Raw genomic sequence first — 21,046 nt, forward strand, 5'->3', positions numbered from 1 at the left:
TGGGTACGAGTCACTGAAAGTATATTCGGAACCGCCGTATGCGACCCACGCTTGTACGGTGGTGTGAGAGGACGGAGGCTGCGAGGCCTCCTCCTACTCGATTGATCAAAAATATTCATATCAACACCAGCACGTAATCCAAGCATTGGTGTCGCTTGGTAAACGTAGGCACCACCTAGGCTTATACCATGTGTTGTTTTCTCTTCTACTTCGCCTGAGCGCGTTTTTGTACCGTCATAACTTGCCACACCAATCTCAGCCTGAAAGCCGTGGGTTTGGTTTCTTCCAAACATGTTTTGGATACCAACACGATACGCATCAACCGTTTCGTCATATCGATCGCTGTCATACCAAAGGTGAGAATAGCTAAGATAAACGGCACCTAAATTTGCCACATCAGTGATGCCAGCTTGAACTCCGAAACCATGATAAGAGCCAATTTTTAGTTCTGGGGATAAATGAAGAGTACTTGCTGAAACGGAAGTAGAAAGGGTAGAAAGTAAAAGCAGGAAAGTTATTATCTTCATAAAAATACCTAAAGCAATTAGCCGTCCGTGGCTGCAATGAATTTTGATTCGAATTGTTCGAAAGTGGGCCAACTTTGATGAGGTGTTAGAACCCAGCAATTGATTGATCGCAAAAAAGCCAGTTTAGACACTGGCTTTTTCAATCTATTAGAAGCGGTAACCGACAGTCCATGAGAATGTGTCGTAATCTACGTCATCGTAGCTCGCGAATTCAAAGCGCATGTCAGTGTATAGGTGTGGCCCGAACTCAGCTCGACCACCTAGGCCAACAACGAAACTGGTATCGTTGTATGATTCAGTCCACTTCTTGTCTAGGATGCTAATTGAATTATCTTCACTTTGACGAGCTAGGCCCAGAACACCATAAGGTTTTAAAGAGAAGCCATCCAATTCAAATTTATAACCGATGTCAGCATCAACTTGGAACTTGTAACCATCGACCTCAGCTTTTATGCCTTCAACGTTTTCGTCGTCACTATTCGTTGCGTAAGAAACGTTGATACCTACGATACGGTTAAATTCATAACCATACTCAAGTTTGATACCGTTACCCCAATCAACTGTGTCATCCGCTAGCCAATCGTCGACCTGAGTTTGGTTGTAACCGATACCCACACGGTGTTGGCTGTCAAAGTTGTTTGCAAAAACTGGAACAGAAAGTAGTGAAGCTGAAATTAGGGTAGTAAGTGCAATTTTCATATTAGTCTCTATCTAGGGTTAACTTAACTGCACGATCCTTCGTAGTTCAGTATCCGTTTTGATAGGGCTAATATTAAACAGTGTTTTATTTTTAGGCTAAGTAGATATTGGCATTTCTATAATAAGCATTACTTATTAATCTGAGTGGATAGTGCTTTTTGTATTAACTCAAATAGCCAATTGGTAGTAGGGGAGTTTCTGTTTTTAGTATGTAAGTGGCAGTAAACAGGAGTTTTGGGAGGCTCGCCATCTATCACAACATCGATTCCGCGTAGGCTTGGGTAATTATCAACGAGGAAAAGATTCGAATGTGGCATGTACATATCTGTATGTTGAATGACATCAATGACCGCCATAATTAGCTCACTACGGAAACCAACCTTATGCTCAATAGAAAGCTCAGTTAGGATATTCGATGCCAAACTATAGTTGTCGTTCCAACCTGGTGTGACTAATGAAGCGATATCGTACCCCGCCACATCATAAGGTGTAACGATTTCTTGCTTTAAAGGGTGGTCTTTTCTTACAAAAATACGCCCTGTTAGTTCAATTAACTTCTTCGTATAAACTTCTTTATTCGTTTTGCTACCAAGGTAACTGACCCCCATCAACACCTCACCTTTCTGAATGTCAGAAACAGAAGCATTGGTCCAAGAGACTAATTCTAGATTCGCATTCGGTGCTTGCTCTCTTATCATTTTAAATAGAGAACCAGATAAACAAGATAGCACGATAGGTGATAGAGCTATTTTAAGTGTGTAGTCGATATCTTTCGGGTCGAAAGTGTTTGAGGTATTAATAGCAACAGATAGACCGTCCATGAATGGTTTGATCTTGTTGGTGAGCTGTTCTGAGAAAGCGGTTGGTTGCAAGCCACCATGTACCTTTACAAAAAGGTCATCGTTGAAGTGGTGGCGAAGCTTCTGTAAGGCCTGACTAACAGCAGGCTGTGAAACAAAGAGTCGCTCCGCAGCCTTTCTGGTGTTTTTTTCTTGATAAACAATCAAAAATGTTCGTAACAGGTTTAAATCAAGAGAGCTGAATAAGTCTTTAGCCATATCTATCCATGAAAATTTTCTGCGCTATTAAATCTAATATACGTCAGTCAGTTAGATTAGTCAGCGAGGTTCTCTGGATTTGTGTTAGCGACTATTGCCCTAAGCGATGAGAGCGGCTCTCACACTGGATATCTTGCTAGCATCAGTTACTGGTATCTGATAATCATCAATATCATCACTGCCCATTTGAGCGCTTGAGTTGCTTTCCATTAGACTCGGTCTTGTCGATTTACCTGAAAGGTGAAGTGCAGGTACTTGGGTGGTACTTTGAATCATTTTGGCATTGGCAGCGTTAACGCCAGCCCCCGCCATGATATCAATTCGTCCATCGGCTTGTTTGACCATTGCTGCCAATACATCGATGCCTTGTTCGGCATTAACAGCAAGCCCTGATGTCAGGATTCTTTCGCATCCAAGTGAAATGATTTGCTCTAATGCTGCTTGGTAATCAGAGCTTTGATCGATGGCTCTGTGGAAGGTAATCCCAAGCTTTAACGAGTGCGCTTTGTCAGCCAGTTGCTGTATTTTGGGCATATCGATACTTCCGTTCGGCGCTAACACACCAAGTACGACCCCATCCAATCCTGCATTTGCACAAGCTTCAATATCTTCAAGCATACAGAGCATATCGTCGTTATCGAAAATGAAATCGCCTTGTCTTGGTCTTATCATAGCGTAGACCGGAACGGACGAAATTATTGCCACTTGCTTCATCATTCCGAAGCTTGGAGTTAACCCGCCAAGTGCCAATGAAGAGCAAAGCTCAATTCGATTCGCGCCACCAGATAGTGCGTTATGAAGAGATTCTAAGTTATCGATACAGACTTCAATTTCGGTGTTCATCGTGTTTATCCGTTCAAAAAGATGCTGATGAAATCATAGCAATCTAGATACGGACATGAATAGGTTGTAACGGAGGAAAATAGAGGTAAAGTTTGGGTTTAGAGCTACCTCAATTATGTATATAAGAGACAGTCTAGGGTGAAGGCTATTGAGAAAACAAAAAGCCCGAAGCGTTAACTTCGGGCTTTTAATAGGACTTTACTTCTTAACTGATTGGCGGTGCGCTTTGCGCTATTAGCTTATGCTTTATGTCTCTTTATAGAGAGTCTTCCAACCATTAACCCGCGTTGAGTTCGGGCTTAAGAGGTAATTACTTGCTTAGGTCGTCAGCGTGCTCAGATAGGAATGCTGCAACACCTTTTGGAGATGCGTCCATACCTGATTTACCTTCTTCCCATTGTGCAGGACAAACTTCACCGTTCTTCTCGTGGAAGTTTAGTGCGTCTACCATGCGTAGCATTTCGTCGATGTTACGACCTAGTGGAAGATCGTTAACTACTTGGTGACGTACAAGACCGTCAGCGTCAATTAGGAAAGAACCACGGAAAGCAACGCCTGCTTCTGGGTGCTCAACATCGTATGCTTTGCAGATCTCGTGCTTAACGTCAGCAACTAGAGGGTATTTAACTTGACCGATACCGCCATCAGCGATAGCAGTGTTACGCCATGCGTTGTGAGAGAATTGAGAATCGATAGAAACACCGATTACTTCAACGCCTTTAGCTTGGAAATCTTCAAGACGGTTGTCGAAAGCGATTAGCTCTGAAGGACAAACGAAAGTGAAGTCTAGTGGGTAGAAGAAAACTACAGCTTTCTTACCTTTAGTGAATTCTGCGAAGTTGAAGTTATCAACGATCTCACCGTTACCTAGAACAGCTGCTGCAGTAAAGTCAGGGGCTTGACGACCTACTAGTACCATTTTGGAATCTCCTAAAAAATTAGTTGGCCCAACACATCTTTGTTTGGGCTCCGTTTCTACGGGACAAACTATAGTACAATCGGTACTATAGAAAAAAGCGAATTAAATAGATTAAGTTAATCGAAAAAAGCGATAAGCTTATTCTTTGTCCTGTCCTTAGGTCTTATGACCTTTACGTAACTTATCCTACTCATATTACAAAGTAATTTCATGAATAAATGGCCAAGTCTTAAGCAACTTCACTATCTTGTTACTCTTCACGAAACTCGTCATTTCAGTGATGCCGCAGATCGCTGCTTCGTTAGTCAATCTACGCTAAGTAAAGGCATTCAAAATCTGGAAGAACTCATCGGTTGCCCGCTTTATGAGAAGAAAGATAAAAAGAGCCCGCTGGTTTTCACGCAAGCCGGTGAGCTGGTGGTAAAGCACGGTCGAGAGCTACTAGCGAAAGGACAAGATCTCGTAGAGCTTGGAAATCTATGTAACGGGGATGCGATGCAAGGGCAGTTGCGAGTTGGGTGTATCCCTACTATTGCTCCTTTTCTTTTGTGCGATTTGGTACAAGAAGCGAACCAGCGCTTTCCACAATTAAATTTGCTGTTACGTGAGGATACAACAACCAACCTATTGGCTGCGCTGCGTCATGGAGACTTAGATGTGCTGATTCTGGCTTTGCCTGTCGATATCGACAATATGGAAAGCCAAGTTGTTGGGCAAGACCCTTTCCGGATGGTGATCAGTCGCAATCAAGCTGATGGTATTCGCGTTCCGATTAAATACGATGACCTGCCAGACGAATCTGTATTTTTGTTGGAGAACGAGCATTGCTTAACCGAGCATGCTGTGTCGGCTTGTAAGTTAACGGATAAAGAGAAGATCAACCCGTTCACTGCGACGAGCCTTCACACATTGGTGCAAATGGTGGCCAATGGTTTAGGAACCACCTTTATTCCGCAAATGGCGATCGACCACGGTTTATTGGAAAACCAGAATCTCGTTGTGATCGATCCTCCTGGTCAGCAGGCCTACCGAGATATTGGCCTTGTCTGGCGACCAAGCTCTTCGCGTCGTGAGACATTCCATCAATTAGCGGATGTGGTATCTGAGCTTCTATAATAATCCGCAGCGACAACAATCCCTCTGAGCGGCTGAATTGGCCGCTCTTCTTTATATCAATTCCGAGCGTTACTCTACTTCTGCTTCTTCTGGCTCTACTTCTTCTTGCAGCTCCAGTAAATTGATCGCTATCGTGACAAAATCGCTGTCTGTAATAATGCCTACTAGTTCGTGGTTTTCTACGACAGGTAAACAGCCCACTTTATGTTTCTGCATGTAGATAGCCGATTCTTTTAATCCTGCACGCGGCTCTACCGACATAACACTTTTGTGCATGATGTCGTTGAGGGGAGTAGCAAGAGTAAAAGATTGAGCTTGTGGGATGTTTTGTAGGCTGGATTCTTGAGCGGCGAGAACGTCTCGTTGTGTGACGACACCTAGTAGTTGCCTGTCGGAATCGACGACCGGAATATGGCGGATATCAAGTGCTTCCATCATGTGCTTAGCATCGGCCAGTGAGTGTGAGCGCAATAGGGTATGAGGGTTGCGAGTCATCATATCTTCAACCTTGATCATACGAACCTCCTTCTTTTTTATTTGTTGCTATTACTATAGTTTTTTATCCAAAAAATAACTGAGATCTGACGCATTCTTGGGTGAGTTTTATGCAACTAATTCTTTAGCTTGAGGAGGTGAATCAGTCGCATTATTTTACGCCTCTTTACAATAATCCAGTGCTGTAAACCTTGCTATTGCGGCTCGTGTGCCTATACTAGCCCACTGCGAAATTTTTAGTCGTGTTTGCGATGTGTTTCTGGTAACGATTGACTTACCGTAACGATTATCCAGCAACTACGATTTATGATTCGTCAACGGCACAAATCTCATCAACTAAGACAAGACTAGACACATGCAAGTTTCAGATTTTCACTTTGACCTACCAGATGAACTCATTGCTCGCTACCCTCAAGAGGAGCGTACAGCAAGCCGCCTGCTTAAATTAGATGGCAACAGCGGTAACCTAGCTGATGGTTCGTTTAAAGACGTTTTAGACTTGGTTGAGCCAGGCGATCTTGTTGTTTTCAATAACACTCGAGTGATTCCAGCTCGTGTATTTGGTCGCAAGGCATCAGGCGGTAAGCTTGAAGTGCTGGTTGAACGTATGCTTGATGAGAAAAGCATTCTTGCGCATGTTCGTTGTTCTAAATCACCGAAGCCGGGTACCAAGTTGTTCCTTGGTGAGAACGATGAATATGAAGCTGAAATGGTGGCGCGTCACGATGCGTTATTCGAAATCCATTTCACATCTGATCAAAGCGTTTTAGAGATTCTTAACAGTGTTGGTCACATGCCACTGCCTCCTTACATCGATCGTCCTGATGAAGATGCAGATAAAGAGCGCTACCAGACTGTCTATAATGAAAAGCCGGGTGCGGTTGCAGCGCCAACAGCAGGCCTTCACTTTGATGACAAGCTAATGGCTGACATGAAAGAAAAAGGTGTTGAGTTTGCTTACGTGACGCTTCATGTTGGTGCTGGTACGTTCCAGCCAGTAAAAGTTGATAATATTAATGATCACCACATGCATGCTGAGTACGTTGAAGTGCCGCAAGAAGTGGTTGACGCCGTAGCTGCAGCAAAAGCCCGTGGCGGCCGTATTATTGCTGTTGGTACAACATCAGTACGCTCACTAGAAAGTGCAGCTCAAGATGCATTGAAGAAAGGCACTGAGCTCGTTCCTTTCTTTGGTGATACAGAAATCTTCATCTTCCCTGGCTATGAATACCAGTTGGTGGATTGCTTGATTACCAACTTCCACTTGCCAGAATCAACACTGATTATGTTGGTGAGTGCATTTGCAGGTTACGACAACGTGATGGGCGCATACGATCACGCAGTGAAGAGCGAATATCGTTTCTTCAGCTACGGTGATGCCATGTTCATCAATAAGAAAACAAGCTAATTTAAGCTAGTTATAAACGATATACATTAGAATTTACGGGTGCTAGCAGTAAGCTAGGAGTCGGGCAGGGTGTCTGTCTAATCTCTCGCAAGGAATACGCGACCGCTCCTCATAGAACCCACTAGACTGAACTTTTGTTTGGCCTAAGGTTCTGAATTAACAGTCAGATTGTTTCTCTGGCATATTGGAGGCTTCGTGAAATTAAAATACGAACTTAAAAAAACTAATAGCGGCGCACGTCGTGGTCAACTTCAGTTTGAACGCGGTACCGTTGAAACCCCAGCATTCATGCCTGTAGGTACTTACGGTACTGTTAAAGGTATGACACCTGAAGAAGTAAAAGACACAGGTGCTGAAATCCTATTAGGTAACACATTCCACCTATGGCTACGTCCAGGTCAAGAAATCATGAAAATGCACGGTGACCTGCACGATTTCATGAACTGGCACGGTCCTATCCTGACTGATTCAGGCGGCTTTCAAGTATTCAGCCTAGGTGCAATGCGTAAAATCACTGAAGAGGGTGTTCATTTCCGTAACCCTGTAAACGGTGACAAGATCTTCATGGACGCTGAGAAGTCTATGGAAATCCAAAAAGATTTAGGTTCAGACATCGTAATGATCTTCGATGAGTGTACGCCTTACCCTGCGACACACAAAGAAGCAAAAGACTCAATGGAGATGTCTCTTCGTTGGGCTGAGCGTTCACGTAACCACTTCGACAAACTTGAAAACCCGAACTCACTGTTCGGTATCGTTCAAGGTGGCGTGTACGAAGACCTTCGTGATGTATCCGTTAAAGGCCTAACAGAAATTGGTTTTGACGGTTACGCAGTAGGTGGCCTAGCAGTAGGCGAACCAAAAGAAGATATGCACCGCATTCTTGAGCACACATGTCCTCAACTGCCAGAAGATAAGCCACGTTACCTAATGGGCGTAGGCAAACCGGAAGACTTGGTTGAAGGTGTTCGCCGTGGTATCGACATGTTTGACTGTGTAATGCCAACGCGAAATGCACGTAACGGCCACCTGTTTGTGACTGAAGGTGTGATCAAGATCCGTAATGCGAAGCATAAAACCGATACAACACCACTAGATTCAGAGTGTGACTGTTACACTTGTAAGAACTACAGCAAGTCGTACTTACACCATTTGGATCGTTGTAACGAAATCCTAGGTGCTCGACTGAACACGATTCATAACCTGCGTTTCTACCAACGAGTAATGTCAGACATTCGTCAGTCTATCGATGAAGACCGCTTTGAAGAGTTCGTTGCAGAGTTCTACGCAAGAATGGGGCGTGAAGTGCCACCACTAGGTAAAGAATCTTAGTATTTCTTTTTTGCGAGCCCTATCTCTCTTCCGAGTGATGGGGCTTGAAAATAAAGGGATGCGACCCAATTAGACAAACAATTACGAAAATATAAATAGAGGATGTTTTAAATGTTTATTTCTCAAGCTCACGCAGCAGCAGAAGGTGCACCAGCAGGCGGCGGTTTCGAAATGCTTATCATGCTAGGTATGTTCGCTGTGATCTTCTACTTCATGATCTACCGTCCACAAGCTAAGCGTGTTAAAGAGCACAAGAACCTTATGTCTTCTATGGGCAAAGGCGATGAAGTTCTTACAAGCGGCGGCCTAATCGGCAAGATCACTAAGATTGCAGAAGACAGCGACTACGTTGCTATCGAACTGAATGCAAACAACGAAGTAGTTATCAAGAAAGACTTCGTTACAGCAGTGCTACCAAAAGGTACTCTGAAATCTCTATAAACAGCTAGAGGATCCTCGCTGTGCTAAACCGTTACCCGTTATGGAAGTACCTGATGGTGGTGTTTACTATCGCCATCGCTGCGTTGTACGCACTTCCGAATATATACGGTGAAGATCCGGCAGTTCAAGTTACAGGGGCGCGCGGCGCCTCTGTAGATATGTCTACGCTGGATGCTGTCACCAATGCTCTTGAAGCTGAAAACCTTTCTACTAAATCCGTTGCTCTAGAAAACGGTTCCATTCTTGTTCGCTTTAACGATACAGACTCTCAAATCAGTGCCCGTGATGTCATCACTGAAGCATTAGATGAAGATGTAATCGTTGCTTTAAACTTAGCGGCTTCAACTCCTGATTGGCTTGAATCTATTGGTGCTGCACCAATGAAACTTGGTCTTGACCTACGTGGTGGTGTTCACTTCTTGATGGAAGTGGATATGGACGCTGCGATGCAAAAGCTGGTTGGCCAACAAGAAGAAGCGTTCCGTAGTGAACTTCGTGAAGAGAAAATCCGTTACCGTGCAATTCGCCCGTCTGGTAAAGATGCGGTTGAAGTGATTCTACGTAACGCCGAGCAGCTTGCTGAAGCGAAATCGCTACTGCAATCTAAGCACCAAGACATGACGTTTGTAGATTCTGAATCTAATGGTCGTTTTTCTTTGGTTGCTAGCTTCACAGAGGCTCGTCTTCAAGAAATCCGCAACTATGCGGTAGAGCAAAACATTACCATTCTACGTAACCGTGTTAACGAACTTGGTGTTGCTGAACCTTTGGTTCAACGTCAAGGCTCTAGCCGTATCGTAGTGGAATTGCCTGGTGTTCAAGACACGGCTCGCGCTAAAGAAATTCTTGGTGCTACCGCGACGCTTGAGTTCCGTGAAGTGGATAGCAGTGCTGACTTAGCCGCTGCCGCTTCTGGTCGTGCCCCTGCGGGTAGCGAAATCAAGCAAGATCGTGATGGTCGTCCTGTGGTACTTAAGAAGCGCGTTATTCTAGGCGGCTCAAGTATTACTGATGCAAGCTCAAGTGTTGATGAATATGGTCGTCCTCAAGTTAACATCTCGCTAGACAGCGAAGGTGGTAGCAAGATGTCTGCATTCTCTCGTCAGAATATCGGTAAGCTAATGGCAACGGTATTTGCAGAGTACAAAGACAGCGGTCGTAAAACACCGGAAGGTCGAGTTATCTTGAGTAAGCACGAAGAAGTGATTAACCAAGCGACGATTCAATCTGCGCTAGGCCGTAACTTCCGTATTACTGGTATCGATTCAACGGCTGAAGCTCATAACTTGGCACTTCTACTGCGTGCTGGTGCATTGATTGCGCCTATCTCGATTGTAGAAGAACGTACCATTGGTCCATCTATGGGGCAGCAAAACATCGATATGGGTATCATGGCGATGGTTTGGGGTATGGCTGCTGTAATGCTGTTTACGCTGCTTTACTACCGTAGCTTTGGTCTGATTGCGAACGTTGCGCTAATGGCTAACTTGGTGTTGATTATCGGTGTTATGTCGATGATTCCGGGGGCTACCATGACCCTACCAGGTATTGCCGGTATCGTATTAACGGTTGGTATGGCGGTTGATGCGAACGTTCTGATCTTTGAGCGTATACGTGAAGAGCTTCGAGATGGACGCAGTCCACAACAAGCGATTCACCAAGGTTACGCGAACGCATTCAGCACAATCGCCGATGCCAACATCACCACACTACTAACAGCAATCATTCTATTTGCTGTGGGTACGGGTGCTATCAAAGGCTTCGCGGTAACGCTGTCTATCGGTATCTTGACTTCAATGTTTACAGCTATTATCGGAACACGTTGTATCGTGAACCTGATGTATGGCGGCAAACGCGTTAAAAAACTGTCGATCTAAGGCTAGGAATTAATATGTTTCAGATTCTAAAAGCAGACAAAATGATCGACTTTATGCGTTGGTCAAAGGTTGCCTTTGTTTTTTCTATCTTGATGATTGGTACTGCTATCTTCACCCTAACAACGAAATCGTTGAACTGGGGTCTAGATTTTACTGGCGGTACTCTGATTGAAGTTGGTTTTGAACAACCGGCACACCTTCCTGATATTCGTAGTGCACTAGAAGCCGAAGGCTTTGGTGATGCGACGGTACAGAACTTCGGTTCAGCTCGTGATGTGATGGTTCGTTTACGTCCACGTGATGGCGTAGCGGGCGAAACGCTTGGTAACCAAATCCTTTCTGCTATTGAGAATGGTACTGGTGAGCAAGTTGAAATGCGTCGTATCGAGTTCGTTGGTCCTAACGTGGGTGACGAATTAACAGAAGCGGGTGGCCTTGCTATCCTAGTTTCTCTTATCTGTATCTTGATCTACGTATCAGTGCGATTTGAATGGCGTTTGGCTGCGGGTGCAGTATTAGCACTGGCGCACGACGTTATCATCACTCTGGGTGTGTTCTCTCTAATGCAAATTGAGGTCGACCTTACCATCGTAGCAGCCTTGCTAACGGTCGTCGGTTACTCCCTCAACGATACCATTGTTGTATTCGACCGTATTCGTGAGAACTTCCGTAAGATGCGTAAGGGTGAAGCGCCTGAAGTACTGAACAGCTCAATCACACAAACATTGAGCCGTACATTGATCACTTCTGGTACCACGTTATTCGTAGTTATCGCACTGTTCGTTCAGGGCGGCGCTATGATCCACGGCTTCGCGACTGCACTTTTATTGGGTATTACGGTTGGTACTTACTCTTCTATCTACGTTGCATCTGCACTAGCTATGAAGTTGGGTATTACGCGTGAACACCTAATGCCACCACAAGTGGACAAAGAAGGTGAAGAGTTTGACGAGATGCCTTAGGCCTTGGCTTAATACGTTTCGCTAAACCAAAAAAACCGCTAGGCAACTAGCGGTTTTTTACGTCTGTATCTTGTCGATAAGCTCAACACAATTTATTGGCGAATTGAGTTGCACATACTGTTAAGAGTCATATCTCGTATCTCTCAAATCGCAGATACAAAAAAGCCTCGCTATATAGCGAGGCTTTGGAATTTCTACTCTCCCTTGAAACAGGGAGCGTTAACGTAAGGTCTGAATTACTTCAGCATACCTTCGTTAGCGTTCTCACGAACGTGCTTAAGAATAGACTTAACACCACGTGCGCTTGAAGCAACAACATTCCCAGAAGTCATGTAATCAGTACCGCCAGCAAAGTCAGTCATGATAGCACCAGCTTCACGAGCGATTAGATCGCCAGCTGCTAGATCCCATGGCTTAAGGCCAAGTTCTAGGTAACCATCAACACGGCCAGCTGCTAGGTAACATAGGTCAAGAGCAGGAGAACCTGTACGACGGAAATCAGCACAGTCGATGAATAGACCAGAGATGATCTTCATGAAAGATTCAGAGTGTTGTTTTTGCTTGAATGGGAAACCAGTCGCTAGAACAGTACCTTGAAGGTCTTTTAGTTGAGTAACACGCATACGAGCGTTGTTAAGTTGAGCGCCAGCGCCACGTTGAGCTGTGAATAGCTCGTTTAGCATTGGGTCATAAACACAAGCAACTTCTGTACGACCGTTCATGCGAACAGCGATAGATACAGAGAAGTGAGGGAAACCTTTTACAAAGTTGTTGGTGCCATCCAGTGGGTCAACGATCCATTGTACATCAGAGTCTTTACCTTCAGTCAGGCCTTTCTCTTCAGAAATAATGCTGTGCTCTGGGTAAGATGCTTTGATTGTCTCAATGATCATGTACTCAGCTTCTTGAGCAATGTTAGTAACGTAATCGTTGTTACCTTTTAGAGACGATTCGATCTTATCAGTTGTTTCTAGAGATTTAGCAATATGGTTGCCAGCTTTACGCGCAGCGCGTATCGCAATGTTTAGCATTGGATGCATATGGTTTTTCCCACAAGATGTTAAAGAACAATTTAAAGCGGCGGCGAGTATACCAAAGTTTTACCAAAAGGGAAGTGGTTATTTTTTGAACTCTTGGTTTCACATTACGCGAAGGGTCTGACCATTTTACTTTGCTATGTGTTAATATCTCGCGATTATTTTTAAAGTGGTGTCATATAGCATGTTAGACAATGTAAAAGTCGTTCTGGTTGGTACGTCTCATTCGGGAAATATCGGATCAGCAGCTCGCGCAATGAAAGTGATGGGTTTGAGTCAATTAGTTCTTGTAGACCCTCAATGTGAAGTTGACGAGCAGACCTTAGCACTGGCTGCGGGTGCAGGTGACATCGCAGAAAACGCGACCATCGTTTCTACACTGGACGAAGCCGTAAAAGACTGTGGTTTGGTTGTTGGTTCGAGTGCACGTTCACGTACGCTTGAATGGCCAATGCTTGAGCCTCGTGAGTGTGGACAAAAGTTTGCGATTGAAGGTCAAAAGCACCCAGTCGCATTAGTGTTCGGCCGTGAACGTACTGGCTTGACTAACGATGAGCTTCAGAAGTGCCACTTCCATGTATGTATCCCAGCTAACCCTGAATACAGCTCGCTAAACCTAGCAATGGCAGTGCAGACTCTGAGCTACGAAGTGCGTGTAGCTCACCTTGATATGGTCGCTAGCCAATATCAGCCACAGCAACAAGATGAGTACCCTCGTCACGAAGAACTAGAAATGTTCTATGAGCACCTTGAAAAAGTGATCATTGATACCCAATTTATCTCTAAGGATAAGCCAGGTCAGGTGATGAATAAACTACGTCGTCTGTTCAGTCGAGCTCGTCCAGAGTTGCAAGAGATCAACACTCTACGCGGCATTTTGACTTCAATTGAGAAGAGCAAAAACGACAAATAAAAACCACATAAACCCTAAGGGTGAATACTTGACTAAAATAGTCAAGTAAATACTTGACCAATTTAGTCAGGTATGGGAAGATTCCAACCACATAAACAATGTGGATTCGGTGTGATATGAAACTTACATCTAAAGGAAGATATGCGGTAACAGCTATGCTAGATGTAGCACTGCATTCGCAAAAAAGCCCAGTTCCTCTGGCTGATATTTCAGAGCGACAGGGCATCTCATTATCTTACTTAGAACAGCTATTTTCTAAGTTACGTAAAGCTGGCTTAGTTGCTAGTGTTCGTGGTCCTGGCGGTGGTTACCGTTTAGGTGCTGAAGCGAGCGACATCGCTGTCGGAACTGTAATTGCTGCAGTAGACGAATCAGTTGATGCAACTAAGTGTCACGGTCGAGCAGATTGCCAAGGTGGTAGTCGTTGTTTAACTCACACTCTTTGGCGTGATTTAAGCTCCCGAATCAGCAGCTTCTTAAATGACATTACGCTCGGTGAGCTAATGAAAGATAACGAAGTTTTAGAGATTTCTGATCGTCAAGATATCGATCTTGCGGTTAATAATGGTTTTGCACATAAAAATACGAGCACTACAACGATTAGTGCAGCACCTCACGGTGTTAATGCCCGCTCTTAGCGGTCAGTTTTTACATTGGAGTAGAAAATGAAACTGCCTATTTACTTTGACTATTCAGCTACATGCCCAGTCGATCCACGTGTTGCTGAAAAAATGGTTCAGTGCATGACGATGGACGGTAACTTCGGTAACCCTGCATCTCGTTCACACCGTTACGGCTGGCAGGCAGAAGAATCAGTAGATAATGCTCGTGAGCAAATTGCCGATCTACTAAATGCAGACCCACGTGAGATTGTTTTCACGTCAGGTGCTACAGAGTCAGACAACCTTGCTATCAAAGGTGCAGCGCACTTTTACGAGAAGAAAGGTAAGCACGTAATCACGTGTAAAACAGAACATAAAGCGGTTCTTGATCCATGTCGCCAACTAGAGCGTGAAGGTTTTGAGGTGACTTACCTTGAGCCTGAAGCAAACGGCATCATTGATTTAGACAAGCTACAAGCAGCAATGCGTGAAGATACGGTTCTTGTTTCTATCATGCACGTAAACAACGAGATTGGTGTAATCCAAGATATCTCTGCAATCGGCGAATTATGTCGTTCACGCAAGATCATCTTCCACGTTGATGCGGCTCAGTCTGCGGGTAAAATCCCACTAGATGTAAAAGAGATGAAAGTTGACCTTATCTCTCTTTCTGCACACAAAGTATACGGCCCTAAAGGCATTGGTGCTTTGTACGTTCGTCGTAAGCCACGTATTCGTCTTGAAGCACAGATGCACGGTGGAGGTCACGAACGTGGTTTCCGTTCTGGTACGCTTGCTACTCACCAAATCGTGGGTATGGGTGAAGCTTTTGCTGTCGCTAAACAAGACATGCAGAAAGATTATGACCACGCACTAGCACTTCGCGAGCGTCTATTGAAAGGGGTTCAAGATCTAGAAGCAGTAACGGTAAATGGCGACTTAGATCAACGTGTACCACACAACCTAAACGTGAGCTTTGCTTTCGTTGAAGGTGAATCTCTGCTTATGTCTTTAAAAGACTTAGCGGTATCATCAGGTTCTGCATGTACATCAGCGAGTCTTGAGCCTTCATACGTTTTACGCGCTCTTGGCTTAAACGATGAACTGGCACACAGCTCAGTACGTTTTTCATTCGGCCGTTTCACTACGGAAGAAGAAATCGACTACGCGATTGCACAAATCCGTGTAGCAGTAAATAAATTACGCGACATGTCTCCTCTATGGGATATGTATAAAGAAGGGATTGATTTGAACACTGTTGAGTGGGCTCATCACTAATCTCACGGAAATAGAGGATTCGAGGTAACTATCATGGCATATAGCGAAAAAGTAATTGATCACTACGAAAACCCACGTAACGTAGGTTCGTTTGATAAAGAAGATCCAAGTGTAGGTAGCGGCATGGTTGGCGCACCAGCTTGTGGTGACGTAATGAAACTGCAAATCAAGGTAACGCCAGAAGGCATTATCGAAGATGCAAAATTCAAAACTTACGGTTGCGGTAGCGCAATCGCTTCTAGCTCACTAGTAACAGAGTGGGTTAAAGGTAAAAGTATTGATGAAGCAGCGGCTATCAAAAACTCTGAAATCGCAGAAGAACTAGAGTTGCCACCAGTGAAAGTTCACTGTTCAATTCTTGCTGAAGATGCAATCAAAGCAGCAGTTGCGGATTACAAAAAGAAGCGTTAATTGCTTCATTAAGTAATCACAAAAAATAAGCAATATTTGGGAGCATCCTTTGTGCTCCCCTGAGTTCTCAATTTATATAAAACACAAGGTTGTAGTATGGCCATCACCATGACAGATACGGCAGCAAGCCGAGTTCAAGCTTTCCTAGATAACCGAGGTAAAGGTATCGGGTTGCGCTTAGCGGTAAAAACTACTGGCTGTTCGGGTATGGCGTATGTACTGGAATTCGTTGACGAGCTTAACGAAGAAGACGAAGTGTTTGAGCATTCAGGTGTTAAGGTCATCATTGATCCAAAGAGCCTAGTTTACCTAGACGGTACTGAGCTTGATTACGTAAAAGAAGGCCTAAACGAAGGTTTTGAATTCAACAACCCTAACGCGAAAGGCGAATGTGGTTGTGGTGAGAGCTTCAATGTATAAACGCTTCAATCGTCAAGCGTTTATAGTGAGCGAAGAATAAAATTAGGCTCTGATTGAAGAGCCTAAACTTAGGACCACCGTTACATGAATCATTTCGAATTATTTGGGCTACCACTTCAGTTTCAACTGGATGGTAGCCTTCTTTCTTCTCAGTTTAGAGATCTGCAACGCCAATTCCACCCTGATAAATTTGCTACAGCTTCTGAGCGTGATCGCCTATTAGCTGTGCAAAAAGCTGCGCAAATTAACGATGCGTACCAGGTGTTGAAGAATCCAATCAGCCGAGCTGAATACCTGTTAGTGCAACATGGTGAGGATATTCGCGGCGAGCAGCAGACCCTGCAAGATCCTATGTTCCTGATGGAGCAAATGGAATTGCGTGAAGAGCTTGAAGAGATCGCCGGCAGTTCTGATCCTGAAGATGCTTTGTTTGCATTTGAAGGAAAGGTTAGCAAAATGTATAAACAACAATTAATCGCTATCCAACAAGAACTAGACAGTGAGGCTTGGTTAGAAGCTGCAGACCGAGTAAGAAAGCTTAAGTTTATTGCAAAATTAAAGAATGAAATCGAGTTAGTTGAAGATCGTCTGATCGGCTAGTTCGTATAACAAGGACACATCCATGGCACTACTTCAGATTGCAGAACCAGGGCAAAGCGCCGCTCCTCACCAGCACAAGCTTGCAGTGGGTATTGATTTAGGTACAACAAACTCATTGGTTGCGTCAGTGCGCAGTGGTGAGGCAAGCACGCTTGTTGATCAACAAGGTCGCAGTATTCTCCCTTCCGTTGTTCACTATCAGTCAGAGTCGTACACCACTGGTGATGAAGCGCGTGTAAATGCACAAATTGATCCTAAAAATACCATTATCTCAGTTAAGCGATTAATCGGTCGTTCACTGTCAGATATTCAACAGCGATACCCATCTCTGCCATATCAGTTTGAAGAAAGTGATAATGGCCTGCCTGTGATTAACACAGCGCAAGGAAATAAGAACCCAATTCAAGTATCTGCAGATATTCTTCGTGCACTCGGTCAACGTGCTGAGTCGACGTTAGGTGGTGAATTGGCTGGTGCCGTGATTACCGTCCCTGCGTACTTTGATGATGCACAACGTGCAGGTACCAAAGACGCAGCGCAACTTGCTGGTCTTCATGTGTTACGTCTTCTTAATGAACCCACTGCAGCTGCGATTGCTTATGGCTTGGATTCAGGTAAAGAAGGGGTAATCGCTGTTTATGACTTAGGCGGCGGTACGTTTGATATCTCTATTTTACGCTTGTCTAAAGGTGTCTTTGAAGTTCTAGCTACTGGCGGTGACTCTGCACTAGGCGGTGATGATTTTGACCACCTTGTCGCTGATCATTTCAAAGAGCAAATGGGATTATCAGAGCTAACTGCTGAGCAAAACCGTGCGCTTCTCGATGCAGCAACGGAAGCTAAAATTGGCTTATCTGAATCAGAAAGTGTTGATGTTGAAGTATTAGGTTGGTCTGGTTCATTAACTCGTGAAGAGTTTGAAGAGATCATCAAGCCTCTAGTTAAGAAAACGCTACTTTCATGCCGTCGTGCACTAAAAGATGCAGAAGTTGATGCGGATGAAGTGCTAGAAGTAGTGATGGTTGGTGGTTCAACTCGTACATTACTAGTACGTGAAATGGTGGGTGACTTCTTTGGTCGTACGCCATTAACCAGCATTAACCCTGATGAAGTAGTTGCGATTGGTGCGTCAATTCAAGCGGATATTCTAGTAGGTAACAAACCTGATTCAGAAATGTTGCTACTGGACGTAATCCCACTTTCACTAGGTATCGAAACCATGGGTGGCCTAGTAGAAAAGATCATTCCGCGTAACACCACGATCCCAGTAGCTCGCGCACAAGAATTTACTACGTTCAAAGACGGTCAAACTGCAATGACAGTACACACCGTTCAAGGCGAACGTGAAATGGTTGACGATTGTCGCTCATTGGCTCGTTTTGCTCTGAAGGGCATTCCACCTATGGCTGCTGGTGCAGCGCATATTCGTGTGACTTACCAAGTGGATGCTGATGGCCTGTTGTCTGTAACAGCTATGGAAAAGAGCACAGGTGTTCAAGCTGAAATCCAAGTGAAGCCTTCTTACGGCCTGAGCGATGATGAAGTTGCTAACATGCTGAAAGACTCTATGACGTTTGCGAAAGAAGACATGCAAGCGCGTGCTCTTGCGGAACAACGCGTAGAAGCGGATCGCGTTATTGAAGGCCTGATCGCTGCAATGCAAGCTGACGGTGACGAGCTGCTTAACGAGCAAGAGAAACAACAGTTGCTACAAGCCATTGAAACGCTGATTGAAGTGCGCAACGGCGACAGTGCTGATGCCATTGAACAAGAAATTAAGAATACCGACAAAGCGAGCCAAGACTTTGCTTCACGTCGTATGGATAAATCAATTCGTGCTGCACTGTCAGGTCAGTCAGTCGATAATATTTAATAGTTAGAGAATAGATAAACATGCCAAAGATTATTGTTTTACCTCACGAAGATCTATGTCCAGAAGGCGCTGTTTTAGAAGCAAAAACTGGTGAAACGGTTCTTGATGTAGCGTTGAAGGCCGGTATTGGTATTGAGCACGCATGTGAAAAATCGTGTGCATGTACAACATGTCACGTTGTGATCCGTGAAGGTTTCGATTCTTTAGAAGAGAGTGATGACCTAGAAGACGATATGCTTGATAAAGCATGGGGCTTAGAAATGGAATCTCGCCTAGGTTGCCAAGCGAAAGTCGCTGATGAAGACCTTGTTGTTGAGATTCCAAAGTACACCTTGAACCTAGCATCTGAAGATCACTAAGAATTACTCTACAGTCATGGTGGTTTTCGCCATGACTGAGATAACGATTTAGCAAAACTGGCCTAGAATATAGATCATAAAAGTGACTAAGTGTCTCTGATAAATATAAGGAAGTGTTATGAGCTTGAAGTGGATTGATTCTCGCGATATCGCAATTGAGCTATGTGATTTGTACCCTGATACTGATCCTAAAACGGTACGTTTTACCGACCTACATCAGTGGGTATTAGACCTTGAAGAGTTTGATGACGAGCCTAATCACTCGAACGAAAAGATCTTAGAGGCTATTATTTTGTGCTGGATGGATGAGATGGATTAATCCTCTTGTCTAATGATTTGGTCGCGGGTTGGCATCAGTCCAATATAAAACGCAGCCAAGTTAACAATTCTTACTAAAAAAAGCGGACCTTATGGTCCGTTTTTTTATCAAAATGACATTTTCCTCCTACATAATGCTAACATCAGTGAGCTAATAAAAAATAATCAGAATCACACTCTCGAAGTGGTTCATGACAAGGAGAAATCATGTCTACACAGATGCCAGTATTTTTAAGTCAAGAAGCTGCCCAGCCTCAGTGGGGAGCAAGAGCTATTTTATCGTTCTCAGAAGCGGGAGCGACAATTCACATTGGTGAAGGCCACGATCTAGGCGCAGTTCAACGTGCGGGTCGTACGCTTGACGGACAAGGTATCGCATTCGTTTCACTTCGTGGTGAAGGTTGGGATCTAGAAAGCGTTTGGGCTTTCTACCAAGGCTACCGTGGACCAAAGAAAAAGAATGCATTGGAATGGGATGCACTTTCAGAAGCCGATCAAACTGAGCTTGAAGCTCGTATTCGCGCAACTGACTGGACGCGTGACATTATCAATAAAACCGCTGAAGAAGTGGCACCTCGTCAACTTGCGACAATGGCTGCAGAATACATCAAGTCAGTGGCACCAGCGGGCACTGTTAAAGCGAAGATTGTTAAAGACAAGGATCTACTAACCGAAGGTTGGGAAGGCATCTACGCGGTCGGCCGTGGCTCTGAGCGTACATCAGCAATGCTGCAACTGGACTTCAACCCAACAGGCGATGAAAACGCACCTGTATTTGCCTGTTTAGTCGGTAAAGGTATTACGTTCGATTCGGGCGGTTACAGTATCAAGCCAGGCCAATTCATGACAGCGATGAAAGCTGACATGGGTGGCGCAGCAACGATTACTGGTGGTTTAGGTCTTGCGATTGAACGCGGTCTTAACAAGCGCATCAAGCTTATTCTATGTTGCGCAGAGAACATGATCTCTGGTCGCGCATTGAAGCTTGGCGATATCATTACCTACAAAAACGGTAAAACAGTTGAGATCATGAACACTGATGCGGAAGGTCGCTTAGTGCTAGCTGATGGCCTGATGTACGCAAGTGCACAAAGCCCTGAGCTGATCATCGACTGTGCAACGCTAACAGGCGCGGCTAAAAACGCATTAGGTAACGACTACCACGCACTATTAAGCTTCGATGATGATTTGTCTCACCAAGCGCTAACAGCGGCAAACCAAGAGAAAGAAGGCTTATGGCCACTGCCTCTTGCTGATTTCCACCGTGGTATGTTGCCTTCAAACTTTGCTGATCTTTCAAACATCAGCACAGGCGATTACACACCGGGTGCAAGTACAGCAGCGGCATTCCTTTCTTACTTTGTAGATGATTACAAAAAAGGTTGGATTCATATGGATTGCGCGGGTACTTACCGTAAGTCAGCAAGTGACAAGTGGGCGGCAGGCGCAACGGGTATGGGCGTTCGCACACTGGCTCGTCTTCTTATCGACCAAGCAAAATAATAATAAGGGTGAGCGGTATTTTGTGCCGCTCATTCATAAAGCTCAGATCGAAAGA

The 21,046-nt window shown here is 44.5% G+C and carries 22 protein-coding genes and 1 pseudogene; 16 read left to right on the forward strand and 7 right to left on the reverse strand.

Going from position 1 to position 21,046, the window contains the following annotated elements; genetic code table 11:
- Positions 1-104 precede the first annotated feature (104 nt).
- The 5 genes and pseudogenes from F0229_RS07055 to F0229_RS07075 form a co-directional block, all read right to left on the reverse strand.
- A pseudogene (locus F0229_RS07055) lies at positions 105-527 on the reverse strand (hypothetical protein); the annotation flags it as partial.
- A 147-nt stretch (positions 528-674) separates the two neighbouring features.
- Positions 675-1,226 carry a porin family protein gene (locus tag F0229_RS07060; protein ID WP_171732528.1) on the reverse strand — a complete coding sequence of 184 codons (552 nt, stop codon included), beginning with the start codon at positions 1,224-1,226 and terminating at the stop codon, positions 675-677.
- Positions 1,227-1,354: 128 nt separating this feature from the next.
- Positions 1,355-2,284 (reverse strand): LysR family transcriptional regulator, encoded by a 930-nt coding sequence (locus F0229_RS07065; protein ID WP_171732529.1) that lies wholly within the window; start codon positions 2,282-2,284, stop codon positions 1,355-1,357.
- Positions 2,285-2,383: 99 nt separating this feature from the next.
- The gene (locus tag F0229_RS07070; protein WP_171732530.1) at positions 2,384-3,127 is read right to left on the reverse strand and encodes a copper homeostasis protein CutC; all 744 of its coding nucleotides are present in this window, start codon (positions 3,125-3,127) and stop codon (positions 2,384-2,386) included.
- A gap of 310 nt (positions 3,128-3,437) precedes the next feature.
- The gene (locus F0229_RS07075; RefSeq protein ID WP_004740353.1) at positions 3,438-4,046 is read right to left on the reverse strand and encodes a peroxiredoxin C; all 609 of its coding nucleotides are present in this window, start codon (positions 4,044-4,046) and stop codon (positions 3,438-3,440) included.
- Between the two features lie 210 nt (positions 4,047-4,256).
- On the opposite strand from F0229_RS07075, the gene F0229_RS07080 reads away from it, so the two are divergent.
- Entirely contained in the window at positions 4,257-5,162 is a 906-nt protein-coding gene (locus F0229_RS07080; protein ID WP_017062525.1) for a hydrogen peroxide-inducible genes activator, read from the forward strand.
- Between the two features lie 69 nt (positions 5,163-5,231).
- Here the strand turns inward: F0229_RS07080 and F0229_RS07085 are convergent, their stop codons facing one another.
- A complete protein-coding gene (locus F0229_RS07085) occupies positions 5,232-5,678 on the reverse strand; it encodes a CBS domain-containing protein (protein WP_017062524.1) in 447 nt (148 codons plus the stop codon).
- Between the two features lie 334 nt (positions 5,679-6,012).
- Here F0229_RS07085 and queA point away from each other — a divergent pair, with 334 nt between their 5' ends.
- From queA to secF, 5 genes are all read left to right on the forward strand, one after another.
- Positions 6,013-7,065: a tRNA preQ1(34) S-adenosylmethionine ribosyltransferase-isomerase QueA gene (gene queA / locus F0229_RS07090; protein WP_017062523.1), complete on the forward strand. Its 1,053-nt coding sequence runs from the start codon at positions 6,013-6,015 to the stop codon at positions 7,063-7,065.
- A gap of 195 nt (positions 7,066-7,260) precedes the next feature.
- The gene (tgt, locus tag F0229_RS07095) at positions 7,261-8,397 is read left to right on the forward strand and encodes a tRNA guanosine(34) transglycosylase Tgt (protein ID WP_017056177.1); all 1,137 of its coding nucleotides are present in this window, start codon (positions 7,261-7,263) and stop codon (positions 8,395-8,397) included.
- A gap of 111 nt (positions 8,398-8,508) precedes the next feature.
- Positions 8,509-8,838, forward strand: coding sequence for a preprotein translocase subunit YajC (gene yajC, locus F0229_RS07100; RefSeq protein WP_010440492.1), 330 nt, complete (start codon positions 8,509-8,511; stop codon positions 8,836-8,838).
- A 20-nt stretch (positions 8,839-8,858) separates the two neighbouring features.
- Positions 8,859-10,715 (forward strand): protein translocase subunit SecD, encoded by a 1,857-nt coding sequence (secD, locus tag F0229_RS07105; protein ID WP_102320714.1) that lies wholly within the window; start codon positions 8,859-8,861, stop codon positions 10,713-10,715.
- Positions 10,716-10,729: 14 nt separating this feature from the next.
- Positions 10,730-11,677, forward strand: a complete 948-nt coding sequence (gene secF / locus F0229_RS07110; protein ID WP_017062837.1) for a protein translocase subunit SecF — start codon at positions 10,730-10,732, stop codon at positions 11,675-11,677.
- A gap of 236 nt (positions 11,678-11,913) precedes the next feature.
- Here the strand turns inward: secF and suhB are convergent, their stop codons facing one another.
- A complete protein-coding gene (gene suhB / locus F0229_RS07115) occupies positions 11,914-12,717 on the reverse strand; it encodes an inositol-1-monophosphatase (RefSeq protein ID WP_017062836.1) in 804 nt (267 codons plus the stop codon).
- A gap of 181 nt (positions 12,718-12,898) precedes the next feature.
- Here suhB and trmJ point away from each other — a divergent pair, with 181 nt between their 5' ends.
- The 10 genes from trmJ (at position 12,899) to pepB (ending at position 20,991) form a co-directional block, all read left to right on the forward strand.
- Positions 12,899-13,627, forward strand: a complete 729-nt coding sequence (trmJ, locus tag F0229_RS07120) for a tRNA (cytosine(32)/uridine(32)-2'-O)-methyltransferase TrmJ (protein WP_017062835.1) — start codon at positions 12,899-12,901, stop codon at positions 13,625-13,627.
- 116 nt (positions 13,628-13,743) lie between these two features.
- The gene (gene iscR, locus F0229_RS07125) at positions 13,744-14,265 is read left to right on the forward strand and encodes a Fe-S cluster assembly transcriptional regulator IscR (RefSeq protein ID WP_010440512.1); all 522 of its coding nucleotides are present in this window, start codon (positions 13,744-13,746) and stop codon (positions 14,263-14,265) included.
- Between the two features lie 27 nt (positions 14,266-14,292).
- On the forward strand, positions 14,293-15,507 hold the full coding sequence (locus F0229_RS07130) for an IscS subfamily cysteine desulfurase (protein ID WP_171732531.1): 1,215 nt from the start codon (positions 14,293-14,295) through the stop codon (positions 15,505-15,507).
- A gap of 33 nt (positions 15,508-15,540) precedes the next feature.
- Positions 15,541-15,918: a Fe-S cluster assembly scaffold IscU gene (gene iscU, locus F0229_RS07135; RefSeq protein WP_004740340.1), complete on the forward strand. Its 378-nt coding sequence runs from the start codon at positions 15,541-15,543 to the stop codon at positions 15,916-15,918.
- A 96-nt stretch (positions 15,919-16,014) separates the two neighbouring features.
- Entirely contained in the window at positions 16,015-16,338 is a 324-nt protein-coding gene (gene iscA / locus F0229_RS07140) for an iron-sulfur cluster assembly protein IscA (RefSeq protein WP_010440519.1), read from the forward strand.
- Between the two features lie 84 nt (positions 16,339-16,422).
- Entirely contained in the window at positions 16,423-16,938 is a 516-nt protein-coding gene (hscB, locus tag F0229_RS07145) for a co-chaperone HscB (RefSeq protein WP_171732532.1), read from the forward strand.
- A gap of 22 nt (positions 16,939-16,960) precedes the next feature.
- On the forward strand, positions 16,961-18,811 hold the full coding sequence (hscA, locus tag F0229_RS07150) for a Fe-S protein assembly chaperone HscA (protein ID WP_171732533.1): 1,851 nt from the start codon (positions 16,961-16,963) through the stop codon (positions 18,809-18,811).
- A gap of 20 nt (positions 18,812-18,831) precedes the next feature.
- A complete protein-coding gene (fdx, locus tag F0229_RS07155) occupies positions 18,832-19,170 on the forward strand; it encodes an ISC system 2Fe-2S type ferredoxin (RefSeq protein ID WP_004740336.1) in 339 nt (112 codons plus the stop codon).
- 118 nt (positions 19,171-19,288) lie between these two features.
- Entirely contained in the window at positions 19,289-19,489 is a 201-nt protein-coding gene (gene iscX, locus F0229_RS07160) for a Fe-S cluster assembly protein IscX (protein ID WP_004740335.1), read from the forward strand.
- A gap of 206 nt (positions 19,490-19,695) precedes the next feature.
- A complete protein-coding gene (gene pepB, locus F0229_RS07165) occupies positions 19,696-20,991 on the forward strand; it encodes an aminopeptidase PepB (protein ID WP_171732534.1) in 1,296 nt (431 codons plus the stop codon).
- Positions 20,992-21,046: the final 55 nt, after the last annotated feature.

This window comes from Vibrio sp. AIC-3 (assembly GCF_013114515.1).
GTDB classification, from domain to species: Bacteria; Pseudomonadota; Gammaproteobacteria; order Enterobacterales; family Vibrionaceae; genus Vibrio; species Vibrio crassostreae_C.